Raw genomic sequence first — 12,736 nt, forward strand, 5'->3', positions numbered from 1 at the left:
CGCAGGATGCCGGGCCGCGCGGAAACGGCCCGGAAAGGACGTGGAAAGCAGTCAGCGACGAGGAGCGGCGTCGAGCTGTCGCAGGTCGGCGCGGATCGAGTCGGCGTCGGCGTCGCCGAGTTCGTCGAGGATGCTCAGGGCGCGGTGCCACGCGGCACGGGCGGCGCCGAGGTCGGCGAGTGCCCGGTGGCTGCCGCCGAGCTTGACGTACGTGCTCGCTTCGGCGTAGCGGTCGTGAACCTGCGTGAAGAGTTCCAAGGCGTGCTCGTAGCAGGCGATCGCCCGCCGGTCGTCCCCGAGCTGGTGGTGGGCGTGGCCGAGGCTGTCCCAGGTGTCGGCCTCGCCCTGCACGTCGTCCACCTCCCGCAGGATCGGCAGCGCCTCGCCGCACGATTCGAGGGCCCGGTGGTAGTTGCCGAGCAGCGCCTCCTGCCAGCCGACCGCGTTGAGGGTGTAGCCCCGCCCGGCCCGGTTCCCCGCCGCCCGGAACAGGGTGAGCGCCCGCCGGGAATGGTCGAGCGCCTGCTGGTACCGCCCCTGTCGCTCGGCCAGCTGACCGAGGTTCAGGCAGGTGTGTGCCCGCCCGGCGTCGTCACCGACGTCGGTGAACAGGTCGAGTGCGCGCCCCAGGTGGTCCTCGGCCTCCTCGTACCTGCGGAGCCGGGAGCAGGCGAGACCGAGGCTGCGATGCGCGTGGCCCTGCCCGGCCCGATCCCCGATCCGGGACGCGGCGGCGAGGGCGATCTGCTGCGTGCCGAGCCAGTCCTGCCAGTGCCCCTGCCGGTGCAGGAAGCCGGCCATGGTCCAGGCGAGCCGCCAGGCGTGTCCCTCGAACCCGGATCGCGCCGCGAGCGGCACCGCGGCGAGCAGGACGGGAAGTTCGGCGGTGAGCCACGCGGTGGCGGCCGCCTTGCTCGTGGGGTGTTCCGGCGTCACGCCCGCCCGCGGTGGCGTGAGGCTGATCTCGCTGAAGTGCGGATGCAGCGCCAGGTCGGCGGCGTGCGCGGCGTGCAGGTAGTGGTCGAGCAGCCGGTGGACGGCATCCCGGCGGTCGGCCGCCGGTTCGGCCACGTCGGCGAGACCCGCGGCGTACGCGCGCAGCAGGTCGTGGAACGCGAAGCGCCCGTACGTGTGCTCGGTGAAGAGGTTCGCCCGGGTCAACTCGGCGAGCAGGGGACCGCTCGCCTGCCGGGTGACGCCGGCCAGGCTGGCCACGGCCGGGGCAGAGACGTCCGGGCCCGGGTGCAGGCTCAGCAGCCGGAACAGCCGCACCGCGGGCGGGCTGAGCGTCCGGCACGACCAGGAGAAGACCGCCCGGACGTCGGTGACCTCGTCGCCACCGTGGAAGGCGTCCAGGTTGCCCAGCTCGCCGGCGATCGCGGCCAACGAGAAGTGCCGGTTGGTGACGGCTCGGGACGCGACGACGGCCAGGGCGAGGGGCAGCCGCGCGCAGCGGACGGCGATCTCGTCGGCCGCGGCGGGTTCGGCTCCGACGTGGTCGGCCCCGAGCCGGCGGACCAGCATGTCGCGGGCTTCGCCAGGGCTCAGGAGATCGACGTTCAGCGGTTCGGCGCTCTCGGTGACGACCAGCGGGACGAGCCGGTCGCGGCTGGTGACGACCGCGAGGCAGCCGGGTGAGCCGGGCAGCAGCGGCCGGACCTGTTCCGCGTCGCGCGCGTTGTCCAGCACCACCAGCAGGCGCTTGCCCGCCACCGAGGTGCGGTACAGACTCATCATCAGATCCGGTTCGGTGGGCATCCGTGCCGGCGGAACGCCGAGTGCCTCCAGGAAACCGTGCAGCACTCTCGCCGGTTCGGTCGGTGCGGCCGCCGGGTCGAAGCCGCGAAGGTTGGCGTAGAGCTGCCCGTCGGGGAAGCGCCGGGCCGCACGGTGCGCCCAGTGCACGGCGAGCGCGGTCTTGCCGACGCCGGCGGTGCCCGACACCACCACGGCGCCACCTCGCCCGGCGAGCGCGTCGAGGGCGGCGATCTCCGCGTCGCGCCCGGTGAACGTCGGTAGCGGTGGCGGTAGCTGCGCCGCCACCGCCACCGGTGGCGCCGCCGGTGCCACCACCGGATCGGGTGCCGCGATCGCCGGGTCCTGACGCAGGACGGCGCATTCCAGATCCCGAAGCCGAGGACTCGGGTCGATGCCGAGGTTCTCCCGGAGCGTGTCGCGCAGCCGACGGTACGTGGCGACCGCCTCCCCCTGCCGGCCGTCGCGGTAGAGGGCGAGCATGAGCTGCGCATGCAGGTTCTCGTCGAAGGGGTGCTGCCGGACCAGCCGTTCGAGCCCGGGGACGAGCCGGGCGTGCTCGCCGACGGAGAGCCGGGCCTCGACGAGTGCTCGTTCGGCTTCCAGCCGCAGGCGGGCCAGGTATTCCGCCTGCTCCTCGAGCCAGCCGGACCCGGCCACGTCGGCCAGTGGCGGTCCGCGCCACAGTTTCACCGCAGCCGTCAGGTGGGCCACCCGCTCGGTCCGGTCCGCCGACCGCCGGGCCCGGTCGAGCAGGAGCTCGGCGACCTGGACGTCGGTCGACTCCGGCCCGGTGTCGAGCAGGTAGCCCGGTCGACGCGCCACGACCGATCCGGGTTCGCCGAGCACCGCGCGCAGGTAGGAGATGTGGCGCTGCAGTGTGTTCGCGGCGGTGGCCGGTGGATGCCCACCCCAGGCCACCTCGATGAGCCGGTCGACGCTCACCACCCGGCCCACCCGCAACGCGAGTGTCGCCAGCACCGCCTTGCGGCGCACGCCGTTCACCGCCTGCGGGCGGTCGGCGACGATCACCTCCACCGGGCCGAGCAGCCTGACGCGTACGCGCGTGCCATCCATCGAACCCACCGAATCACGCTAATTCCCGGACCCGGCAGCCTCGATCCGTTCGTCGCGCAACGGACACGCAGCCGGCCCGTGGGACACCGGACCGGAGATTCAAATCAGCGGCCTGGTCCATGATCACTCGACCAGGCCGCTGACCTGTTGTCCAAGGGTGGAGACGAGGGGGCTCGAACCCCTGACCTGCACTGCAAAGGTGAGCCTCGTCACGGCCAGCGCGGGACCGTACCGAACCTGCCGCCCCTGCCCGTGGCCGGGGCGGCAGTCGGGTCCCGCCAGCCCACCTAATCGCGCCGGGGGCCCGTCCTGATCAACGCGAGCGAGATCACAATCATGACGGCACCGAGGCCTTCCAGGAGGGTCGGCACCTGCAGGAGCAGATCCTCCGTCGCATACCCGTCCGGCGTGGCAGCCCGGGTCGGATCGGTCCGGTCGACGCGTACGTCGAGCAACTCCCCGACGCGGAACTCACTCTCGTCGAGTTCGCTGGAGAACCGCTCCCGGTGCCGCACGCCGTCGAACATGTAGTCCACAGTCAACCTCGTGGCGGAGAACGACCGGCTGATCCTGAACCGTTCAACGTGGACCACTTCGCCTGTCGTCTCGGCGCCGACGCGAACCCGCTCGTCGATCGCCTCGTTCAGCCGAACGGTGAGCAGTATCCCCCCGCCGACCAGAAGAGTGCCCAGGACAACCCAGAGGACCAGCTCACCTCTCGCCGGCCGAACGGGCTCTCCACTGCCGGCCCTCCCCGTTTCTCGGTTCTCATCGGTCAGTCGCCGGTCGGGACAAGTGAGTTGCAGAGCGTTGCGACGCCGGCCACCCCGGAGAGGCGAAGCCAGATGGCTGGGCCGCAGCCGAGACGGCGGGCGGCCAGCGCGTTCAGTATGTCGTGGTGGTGCAGCGGCGGGTCGACCTCAGTCGGCCCTCTTCGAGGCCGCGCGCGACCGGGTAGCACGGGGAATCAGAAGCGAAATGGATTGCCAGGCTCCTTACACGCCGGATAGCGGGGCCGCTGACAGGTAGACGACGGATGCAATCATGCTCATCAGGCAGGCAACCACCAATAGTACGTGCCCCGGCCGCCACCTACGCACTACAGGGCCGACGGCCGCCACCATCGGCGTTTCCTCCATGAGCCCAAGTATCGCCCTCAGCCTTTGTTCGTATTGAGCTACGGTCAGCCGATGCCCGCCACCCACGCCGGTGCTGTCGTCGCGGGCGTCGGTGGGGCGATCCTGTTTGCCGGTGGTCTCCGTCGCCGTGATCGCCACCTCCAACGGCGGGTCCTCATGCAGGTCGGGGTGAGCCTGCCGCCGCCTGCCGGCCTAATTCATCAGAAGAGTTCCTTGACGATAAGCTGCCGGTCCCCGCCCACGAAAGCTACCCTTTTGCCATCCGGCGAGACGCTCGGCGAAAACGCTACACCTTCTGCCCGATAGACCCGCCGAGACTGGCCGCTTCGAAGATCGATTTCAAGGACGGCCCCCGACCCGTCGAAAGAGGTTGCGACGACTGCCTTGCTTCCTCCGGGCACCAGCGCCAACTCAGGAAGTCCATGCAGTTCCGGCCCCACCGGTTCGACACCTCTCCCCGCCTGCGAAGCAATCATCAATCGCCAGTCACGCCTCTCGTGACGCACCGGCCGCTCAGGAGGAAGCTCGTTGGTGGCAAGGAAGATGACGCTATTTTCGCCAACGAGCACGGGCGATCTAGCCGACTTTCCCGACCGGCAGGAATATTCTTCCCAGTCGTTGAAGTAGCTACCGCGGGCCTCCCCCAATGGTTGAATCGTCCAGCAACCGTTCTTACCTGTGCCGATATAGCTGGCACGACCATCGCGCGCCAAAGCGACACTAGCCGCAGTCGGCACATCCAGGAGAGCGGCGAACGCACCAGTCTTTTCCGAGAACGAAACCAGCCTTGTGAAGCCGTCGCATGCCATCGCCAGCCCCAGCGTGCCCGGCTTAACGGCGAACAAGAAGTCGAGCGGGCCACAGTGGTCGGGCACGTCCGCATTTGATGCCAGCTTGCGTTCGCGCCCTGCCTCACGGAGCCAAAGCTCAACACTGTCGGAGGGAATTTCGCGGAGTAAGTAGATCTTGTCCTGCGAAACCCAGGCTACATTGATCACCCAAGGCTGCGACGCTAACGGGGCGCAACCACCCATAACTGCAAGAGAAGCGCACACCGCCAGCAAGCTGACCAAAAAATCAAGAAAAGCGGCACCTCTCGATGAGAAATGCCGCTTGACCTGCACAAACACAAGGTGGAGCCGAGGGGACTCGAACCCCTGACCCCCACACTGCCAGTGTGGTGCGCTACCAGCTGCGCCACGGCCCCTTGCGGTCGTCCCCGGTCGCCCGGGCACGGGAAGAACTATACACACGCCACCCGGCATGGTCATCTCGCGGGGGTCCCCTCGGACGGGGTCAGTTGAGCGCCACGTCGGGCGGGAAGTGGGCCACCGCCGCCATCATGCCGCCCTGGCGGCGCAGCACCATCGGCCAGAGGTCGTCGGGCCGGTCGACGAAGGCGTCGCCGGGCAGCGCGTCCAGCACGAACCAGGACCCCTCCTCGATCTCCCGCTCCAGCTGTCCGGCACCCCAGCCGGAGTAGCCGGCGAAGACCCGGATCCCGCCGACGGCGTCGCGCAGCTTCTCCGGGTCGACCGAGAGGTCGATGGTGCCGACCGCGCCGGAGACGCGGTGGAACCCCTTCACCGGCTTGACCGGGTGGCGCATCCGGGCCAGGCAGATGGCGGAGTCGGGCTGGACCGGGCCGCCCTCGAAGAGCACCGCGGGTTCGCGTGCCAGGTCGCTCCAGTCGCCGAGGACGTCGGCCACCGGGACCTCGGTGGCCCGGTTCAGCACCACACCGAGGGCGCCGCCGGGCTCGTGGGCGACGAGCATCACGACCGTCCGGTCGAAGTTCGGGTCCTTGAGCATGGGCGTCGCGACCAGCAGTCGTCCGGTCATCGACTCCATGGCTCGGCCACCGATCGCCTGCCCCTCACCCTGCATGTCCGACACCCGTCAGCCGTGCGCCCGTACGGGCCCGACACCGTCGACCGTCCACGCTGTCAACGCCATGTCACGCACCATAGCCTGCGTCCCGCCCGCTGGCTAAGGTCTGACCGGCGGGTGATCGCAACGGATCGAGGGAGGGTCGGATGGCGGCGGAGGCCGAACTGGCGGTGATCGGCGGGTCGGGTCTCTACGCCCTGCTCGACGGGGTGGAGCACGTCGTGGACACCCCGTACGGCGCACCGTCGGATCCGGTCACGATCGCCGAGGTGGGCGGGCGTCGGGTGGCGTTCCTGCCCCGGCACGGACGCGACCACCGGCACCCGCCGCACAAGATCCCCTACCGGGCCAACCTCTGGGCGTTGCGCTCGCTGGGCGTACGCCAGGTGGTGGCGCCCTGCGCGGTCGGCGGTCTCCGGCCGGAGCTGGGGCCGGGCACGTTCGTGGTGCCGGACCAGCTGATCGACCGCACCAGCGGGCGGGCGCAGACCTACTACGACCGGGGCGCGGTGCACGTCTCCTTCGCCGACCCGTACTGCCCGGCGGGTCGGCGGACGCTGCTCGGCGCGGCGGCCGGCCGGGGCGTGCCGGCGGTGGACGGCGGGACGGTGGTGGTCGTCGAGGGCCCGCGCTTCTCCACCCGGGCGGAGTCGCGCTGGTTCACCTCGATCGGCGGCACGGTGGTCAACATGACCGGGCACCCGGAGGCGGTGCTCGCCCGCGAGCTGGCGCTCTGCTACACGTCGATCGCGTTGGTCACCGACCTGGACGCGGGCGTCGAGGCGGGCGAGTCGGTCACCCAGGAGGAGGTGTTCCGGGTGTTCGCGGAGAACACCGACCGGCTGCGCGGGCTGCTGCTGGACGCGGTCGCGGCGCTGCCCGCCGAGCGGGACTGCCCCTGCGGGGGCGCGCTGGACGACATCCGGCTGCCGATCCCGCTGCCCTGAGCCCTGGCGAAGCGCCCGAAAAGTCGGCTTCCGCCCGCTAGATTCGAGCGATGGCTACGGTGCGCGAGGCGACCTACGACCTGCTGCGCGCGCTCGGGTTGACCACCGTCTTCGGCAACCCCGGTTCGACCGAGGAGCCGTTCCTCGCCGACTTCCCAGCCGACTTCCACTACGTGCACGCGCTCCAGGAAGCCTCCGCGGTCGCCATGGCCGACGGCTACGCCCAGGGCACCGGCCGGCCCGCACACGTCAACCTGCACACCGCGCCGGGCACCGGCAACGGCATGGGCAACCTGGTCACCGCCTGGCACAACCGGACCCCGCTGATCGTCAGCGCCGGCCAGCAGACCCGGGAGATGCTGCTCATCGAGCCCCGGCTGGCCAGCCCCCGGGCGGTCGAGCTGGCCCAGCCGTACGTCAAGTGGGCCCACGAGCCGGCCCGCGCGCAGGACATCCCGGCGGCCTTCATGCGGGCGTACGCCTCGGCGGTGCAGCCCCCCGCCGGGCCGGTCTTCCTCTCCCTGCCGATGGACGACTGGGACCGGACCGCCGATCCACCGCCGCAGGTGCGTACCGTCGCCACCCGGATCGGGCCGGACCCGGACCGGCTGCGCGGCTTCGCCACCGCGCTGGCCGCCGCCCGCGCACCGGTGCTGGTGCTGGGCGCGGCCGTGGACCGGGCCGGTGCGTGGCCGGACGCCGTGGCGCTGGCCGAGCGGCTGGCCGCCCCGGTCTGGGCGGCCCCGGCGCCGGAGCGGGGCGTCTTCCCCGAACGCCACCCGCAGTTCCGGGGCGTGCTGCCGTACGCGATCGGGCCGCTGTCGGAGGCGCTGCGCGGGCACGACACGGTGCTGGTGGTGGGCGCCCCGGTGTTCCGCTACTACCCGCACGTGCCGGGCGACTACCTGCCCGGCGACGCCCGGCTGCTGCACGTCACCGACGATCCCGACGAGGCGGGCCGGGCACCCGTCGGCGACAGCCTGCTCGGCGACCCCGGGCTGACCATGGCCGCGTTGCGGGAGCTGCTGCCGCCGACCGACCGGCCGCCGCCGGCGCCGCGTGACCCGCCGCCGCCGGCGGAGCCCACCGACCCGCCCAGCGCGGACGGGCTCTTCGCCGCGCTGGCCGACGCCTGGCCGGCGGACGGCGTGCTGGTGCAGGAGTCACCGTCCAACCTGTCCGCGCTGCGCCGACGGCTCCGGATCGACCGGCCGCGCTCGTACTTCACCATGGCCAGCGGCGGTCTGGGCTTCGGGCTGCCGGCGGCGGTGGGCCTGGCACTCGCCGAGCGGGACACCGGCCGCGGCCGGCCGGTGGTCGTGGTGATCGGCGACGGCTCGTTCCACTACTCGGTGCAGGCGTTGTGGACCGCGGCGCGGCTGCGCCTGCCGCTCGCCGTCGTGGTGCCGGTGAACCAGCAGTACGCCATCCTCAAGGCGTTCGCCGAGCTGAAGCACACCCCGGGCGTGCCCGGGCTGGACCTGCCCGGGTTGGACGTGGCGGCGGTGGCGCGCGGCTACGGCTGTGCGGCGGTCGCGGCGGTGTCGCCGGACCGGCTCGGCCCGGCGCTCGCCGAGGCGCTCGCCGCGGACCGGCCCACGGTGCTGCCGGTGCCGATCAGCACCGAGGTGCCCCGGATCCTCTGACTCAGCCGGCCCGGACCATCAGCGGCGCGCCGGTGCCGACGTCCAGCACGGTCCGGGTGCCCAGCGGGGCGGCGAGCGTGACGCTCACCGGTTTCAGGGCGAGCTGCGCGGTGCAGATGCCGGTGGACCGGACCACCGCGGCGCCGACCACCACCATGTCCGGCCGCTCCAGCAGCAGCGGGGTGGGCGCGCCGTCGCAGGCCCCGACGCCGACCACGTAGTCGAGGCGGTTGCCGGTCACCGCGCGCAGTTCCTGCGCGGCGACCAGGCCGTCCGGCAGCTGCCGGCCGTCCGCCGCGCCGCCTGGCGCCTCGCCGACCGCGCGCGGCGCGACCGCGAGCCGGGCCACGGGTACGGACAGCTCGTCCACGGTGAACAGCCAGGCCGGCACGTCGACCCGGCCCCGGCTGGTCCACACCGGCGCGGTGCCGAGCCGCGCGGCGGTCACGGTCAGCGGGACGCAGGGCGTGGGCGCGGTCGTCGACACCGGGGCGTCCGGACCGGGCTCGACGGTGGGCCCACCCGCCGGCCGCCCCGGCGCACCGGGCCGACCGTCGCAGGGCGGCGGGTCCCCCTGGTCGAGCTGGGCGTAGGCGTCGGCGGCGCTGACCAGCGGCACCCGCAGCACGCCGTCGGGGAACCGGATCGTGCCGTCCGGTGGCGCGTCGGCGGGCATCCGGATCTGGTCCCGGTACCAGCCGGCGGCGAAGGCCACCTTCGTCTCGTCGGTGAAGCCCGGGTCGCCGGTGAGCACGGTGGCGTCCTGGAGCGGGACGTATCCGGTGCGCCACTGCGGCCCGGGACGCCAGCGCCCGGCCACCTCCTCGGCCCGCTGGGTGAACGCGGGACGCTGGTCGGGGCCGGCGGGTGGCGCCGAGCCGGCACCGGGCGCGGCGCAACCGGAGAGGACCAGCAGCGGCAGCCCGAGCAGGGCGAGAGATCGGCGCATACGGATCGGACGGTGCGCGGGCCCGATCGGTTCCCGGACCGCTCAGTCCTCGCCGCCCAGGTCGGCCTGGTAGGCCTCCCAGAGCAGGTCGGCGCCGCGCCGCCGGTGCCGATCGAGCGCGCGCAGCAGGTTGCCGGTCTGCTCGCGCAGTTCCTCGGCGGAGACCGACGGGAGCCCGGCGGCGTGCTGGAGCGCGGCCAGCGCCGCGACGATCGCGGTGTGTTCACCCACCAGCAGGCGGATGCCCCGGTGCAGCCGGGGCGCGGTGCGCAGCAGGTCGGCGTACCGGCCGGACGGCCCCTCGGTGATCCGGACGTGCTCGGTGAAGCCGCGCCGGAGCGGGCCGAGCTGGACGACGAGTTGTTCCCGCCATCGCGGCCCGGGGGCGGCGAGCGCCCGGCTGAGCACGGTGGTCGGCTGCTGGATCGGACGGGTGACCATCGGGCACCTCCCGCGCTGTGCGCGAAAACCGCGTACCGCGATGGTGGGCCTGCCCGCGCGCGGTGTCCAGCCGCCGGGGGCACCTCATCTGCCTCATTCGCACCAGCCGCCCCGAGCGCCCCGGCAGCACCGGAAGACGACTGTGCGCCCCGGTCCGGTGGACCGGGGCGCACAGGTCAAGGTGGTGGAGGTGCCGGGAATCGAACCCGGGTCCTTCGCCGGTTTGTCAGGGCTTCTCCGAGCGCAGCTCGCTGTGCCTCTACTCGGCCCCACCGCTCACGCGAGCAAGTTGGTGTGACGGGCCCAGTCGCTGATTGATCTCGCCGCACGGACCCCGCGACCGGGTCCGATTGGCCAGCCTCCTAGCTGATGCCGGCTAACTGGGTCGAAGGCGCTCCCAGGCCGACAGACTTGCTACTCGCCTCAGGCGGCGAGAGCGAAGTCAGCGCGATTGTTCTTGGCGCTTATTGGTTTCCGACGACCGATTTTCGAGACGACGTCGGCTTCCTCGGCTCGCTTCCCCTGTCGCTGCGTACGAAGTCGAAACCAGTCACCCCCTCGACAGGCCACCGCTTGTGGTGGCACCGACAAGCCTAACGCCTGCCGCAACCGGATTCATCCCGAGGCCGGCCCGGCGAGCCGCCAACCGGACGATCCGGACTTCTCACTCGTCCATCCCCTTGCCGCGCCGCCCGGCCGCCCGTTGGATCTCCCGGTCGGCGTCCCGCTTGGCGAGGTCCTGACGCTTGTCGTACGACTTCTTGCCCCGGGCCAGGCCGATCTCCACCTTCGCCCAGCCGTCCGAGAAGTAGACCTGCAGCGGCACCAACGTCAGGCCGCTCTCCTTGAGCTTGCCCAGCAGCCGGTTGATCTCCAGCCGGTTGAGCAGCAGCTTGCGGGTCCGCCGGGGCTCGTGGTTGGTCCAGGTGCCCTGCGCGTACTCCGGGATGTGCATGCCGTGCAGGTAGAGCTCGCCGTCCCGCTCCTGGGCGAACGCGTCGACGAGCGACGCCCGCCCGGCCCGCAGCGACTTGACCTCGGTGCCGGTCAACGCCATGCCCGCCTCGTAGGTGTCGAGGACGGCGTAGTCGTGGCGCGCCTTCTTGTTGGAGGCGACCACCTTGCGCCCCTTTTCCCGTGGCACCGGCGCCACCCCCTTCCAGTCGTTCGAAGATCATGCTACCGGAAGCACAAGAGCCCTCCCGCGCCGTTTATTCCGGCGCGGGAGGGCCCTGCGGGAGAGCCGTGCGGTAACTAGACCCGCAGGTAGAAGCGGAGCGTGACCCAGGCGGTGATCGCGCTGACCAGACCACCGACGGCGGCCATCAGCGGGAAGGTCAGGAAGATCTCGGACCAGGAGATCGGGGTGATCAGACCCTCCAGCGCGGCCATCGAGCTGCCGGCCGCCAGCGTCTTCACGCCGATCAGCGCGAGCAGGCCGAGGATGGAGCCGATCAGGCCGGCCACCACCGCCTCCAGCACGAACGGCGCCTGGATGAACCAGTTGGAGGCGCCGACCAGCTTCATGACCGCGACCTCACGCCGCTTGCTGTACGCGGCCACCTGGATGGTGTTCGCCACCAGCAGCAGGGCCGCCGCGGCCATCACGATCGCCAGCGCCAGCGCGCCGTTCTGGATGCCGGTGAGCACGCCGAAGACCTTGTCGAGGAGCTTGGACTGGTCGACGATCGTGTCGATGCCCTCGGCGGTCTTGTACTGGTCGTAGATCTGCTTGTACTGCTGCGGGTCGTTCAGCGTGATCCGGAACGACTCCGGCAGCTGGTCGGGCTTGACCGCGTTCACCAGGTCGGGCGCGTCCGCGTACATCTGCTGGAAGCGCTTGTACGCCTGGTCCTTGTCGACGAACTCGACGTCCTTGACCAGCGGGTCGGCGTCCAGTTTGGCTTGGAGCGCGGTGCGCTGGTCCTCGGGCGCGTCGGTCTTCAGGAAGATCGAGACCTGGACGTTCTCGTAGTAGAGATCCTTCATGTCGCCGACCTTCTGGTACAGAAGGCCGCTGCCGCCCAGCATGAACAGCGACACCGCCATGGTGATGATCATGGCGATCGTCATGGTGACGTTGCGCCACAGTCCGACCAGTACCTCGGACAGGACGTACTTCATCCGCATCGGGATATTCCTCCGGCTCTCCGGCGTGAGGTGTTCGTCGTCAGGGTCTACGCGCCGTCGTCAGGCTCAGCCGTAGACGCCGCGTGCCTGGTCGCGCACGATGCGGCCGCTCTCGATCTCGATGACCCGGCGGCGCATCTGGTTCACGATGTTGGAGTCGTGCGTGACCATCACGACGGTCGTGCCGGTGCGGTTGATCCGGTCCAGCAGGCGCATGATCTCGATCGAGGTGTCCGGGTCCAGGTTTCCGGTCGGCTCATCTGCCAGCAGGATCAGCGGCCGGTTCACGAACGCCCGGGCCACCGCGACACGCTGCTGCTCACCACCGGAGAGCTCGTGCGGGTAACGGTGCTCCTTGCCACCGAGACCCACCAGCTCCAGCACCTCCGGCACGACCCGACGGGCGACCGCCTTCGTCTTGCCGATCACCTCCAGCGCGAACGCCACGTTCTCGTACGCGGTGCGGTTCGGCAGCAGCCGGAAGTCCTGGAAGACACAGCCGATGGAACGCCGGAAGTGGGGTCGCTTCCAGGAACGCATCGACGTGACGTCCTTGCCGTTGACGACGACGCGGCCCTTGTTGGGGGTCACCTCGTGCAGCAGCAACTTGATGATCGTGGACTTGCCGGAGCCGGATGGACCGATGAAGAAGACGAACTCGCCCTTCTCGATCGAGACGGACACGTTGTCGAGCGAAGGCCGGGACGCCTTCGGGTACGTCTTCGTCACTTGCTCAAGCTGAATCACGGGTCGAGAGTCTAC

Annotated in this window: 11 protein-coding genes, 1 tRNA gene and 1 other RNA gene; 2 read left to right on the plus strand and 11 right to left on the minus strand. The window is 71.1% G+C overall.

Features of this window, described 5'->3' with window-relative positions:
* Positions 1 to 51 precede the first annotated feature (51 nt).
* The 5 genes from GA0070213_RS08445 to GA0070213_RS08465 all read right to left on the minus strand — a co-directional run bounded on the left by GA0070213_RS08445 (position 52) and on the right by GA0070213_RS08465 (position 5,858).
* Positions 52 to 2,832, minus strand: coding sequence for an AfsR/SARP family transcriptional regulator (locus GA0070213_RS08445; protein ID WP_245716338.1), 2,781 nt, complete (start codon positions 2,830 to 2,832; stop codon positions 52 to 54).
* 287 nt (positions 2,833 to 3,119) lie between these two features.
* The gene (locus tag GA0070213_RS32735; protein WP_245716314.1) at positions 3,120 to 3,368 is read right to left on the minus strand and encodes a hypothetical protein; all 249 of its coding nucleotides are present in this window, start codon (positions 3,366 to 3,368) and stop codon (positions 3,120 to 3,122) included.
* 803 nt (positions 3,369 to 4,171) lie between these two features.
* Entirely contained in the window at positions 4,172 to 5,095 is a 924-nt protein-coding gene (locus GA0070213_RS31055; protein ID WP_139128647.1) for a TolB family protein, read from the minus strand.
* 10 nt (positions 5,096 to 5,105) lie between these two features.
* A tRNA-Ala gene (locus GA0070213_RS08460) sits at positions 5,106 to 5,178 on the minus strand.
* An 89-nt stretch (positions 5,179 to 5,267) separates the two neighbouring features.
* Positions 5,268 to 5,858 carry a YqgE/AlgH family protein gene (locus GA0070213_RS08465; protein ID WP_091061446.1) on the minus strand — a complete coding sequence of 197 codons (591 nt, stop codon included), beginning with the start codon at positions 5,856 to 5,858 and terminating at the stop codon, positions 5,268 to 5,270.
* 149 nt (positions 5,859 to 6,007) lie between these two features.
* On the opposite strand from GA0070213_RS08465, the gene GA0070213_RS08470 reads away from it, so the two are divergent.
* Positions 6,008 to 6,808 carry an S-methyl-5'-thioadenosine phosphorylase gene (locus tag GA0070213_RS08470; protein ID WP_091060257.1) on the plus strand — a complete coding sequence of 267 codons (801 nt, stop codon included), beginning with the start codon at positions 6,008 to 6,010 and terminating at the stop codon, positions 6,806 to 6,808.
* Positions 6,809 to 6,858: 50 nt separating this feature from the next.
* Positions 6,859 to 8,454 carry a benzoylformate decarboxylase gene (gene mdlC, locus GA0070213_RS08475; RefSeq protein ID WP_091060260.1) on the plus strand — a complete coding sequence of 532 codons (1,596 nt, stop codon included), beginning with the start codon at positions 6,859 to 6,861 and terminating at the stop codon, positions 8,452 to 8,454.
* Between the two features lies 1 nt (position 8,455).
* Here the strand turns inward: mdlC and GA0070213_RS08480 are convergent, their stop codons facing one another.
* The 6 genes from GA0070213_RS08480 to ftsE all read right to left on the minus strand — a co-directional run bounded on the left by GA0070213_RS08480 (position 8,456) and on the right by ftsE (position 12,721).
* Complete coding sequence (locus GA0070213_RS08480; protein WP_091060264.1) at positions 8,456 to 9,403, minus strand: hypothetical protein; 948 nt, start codon at positions 9,401 to 9,403, stop codon at positions 8,456 to 8,458.
* 42 nt (positions 9,404 to 9,445) lie between these two features.
* Positions 9,446 to 9,844 carry a hypothetical protein gene (locus tag GA0070213_RS08485; RefSeq protein ID WP_091060267.1) on the minus strand — a complete coding sequence of 133 codons (399 nt, stop codon included), beginning with the start codon at positions 9,842 to 9,844 and terminating at the stop codon, positions 9,446 to 9,448.
* Positions 9,845 to 10,026: 182 nt separating this feature from the next.
* Positions 10,027 to 10,402: a transfer-messenger RNA gene (gene ssrA, locus GA0070213_RS08490) on the minus strand.
* A 106-nt stretch (positions 10,403 to 10,508) separates the two neighbouring features.
* Entirely contained in the window at positions 10,509 to 10,988 is a 480-nt protein-coding gene (smpB, locus tag GA0070213_RS08495; protein WP_091061447.1) for an SsrA-binding protein SmpB, read from the minus strand.
* A gap of 110 nt (positions 10,989 to 11,098) precedes the next feature.
* Complete coding sequence (gene ftsX / locus GA0070213_RS08500; RefSeq protein WP_091060270.1) at positions 11,099 to 11,974, minus strand: permease-like cell division protein FtsX; 876 nt, start codon at positions 11,972 to 11,974, stop codon at positions 11,099 to 11,101.
* Positions 11,975 to 12,040: 66 nt separating this feature from the next.
* Positions 12,041 to 12,721: a cell division ATP-binding protein FtsE gene (ftsE, locus tag GA0070213_RS08505; RefSeq protein ID WP_013284225.1), complete on the minus strand. Its 681-nt coding sequence runs from the start codon at positions 12,719 to 12,721 to the stop codon at positions 12,041 to 12,043.
* Positions 12,722 to 12,736 lie beyond the last annotated feature (15 nt).

The sequence above is a fragment of the Micromonospora humi genome (genome assembly GCF_900090105.1).
Lineage (GTDB): Bacteria > Actinomycetota > Actinomycetes > Mycobacteriales > Micromonosporaceae > Micromonospora > Micromonospora humi.

Bases quoted from the DNA above. Each gene is read 5' to 3' on its own strand.
- GA0070213_RS08485 (WP_091060267.1), bottom strand. From the start codon at position 9,844: ATGGTCACCCGTCCGATCCAGCAGCCGACCACCGTGCTCAGCCGGGCG.
- GA0070213_RS08465 (WP_091061446.1), bottom strand. From the start codon at position 5,858: ATGCAGGGTGAGGGGCAGGCGATCGGTGGCCGAGCCATGGAGTCGATG.
- GA0070213_RS08470 (WP_091060257.1), top strand. From the start codon at position 6,008: ATGGCGGCGGAGGCCGAACTGGCGGTGATCGGCGGGTCGGGTCTCTAC.
- ftsX (WP_091060270.1), bottom strand. From the start codon at position 11,974: ATGCGGATGAAGTACGTCCTGTCCGAGGTACTGGTCGGACTGTGGCGC.
- GA0070213_RS08445 (WP_245716338.1), bottom strand. From the start codon at position 2,832: ATGGATGGCACGCGCGTACGCGTCAGGCTGCTCGGCCCGGTGGAGGTG.
- mdlC (WP_091060260.1), top strand. From the start codon at position 6,859: ATGGCTACGGTGCGCGAGGCGACCTACGACCTGCTGCGCGCGCTCGGG.
- GA0070213_RS08480 (WP_091060264.1), bottom strand. From the start codon at position 9,403: ATGCGCCGATCTCTCGCCCTGCTCGGGCTGCCGCTGCTGGTCCTCTCC.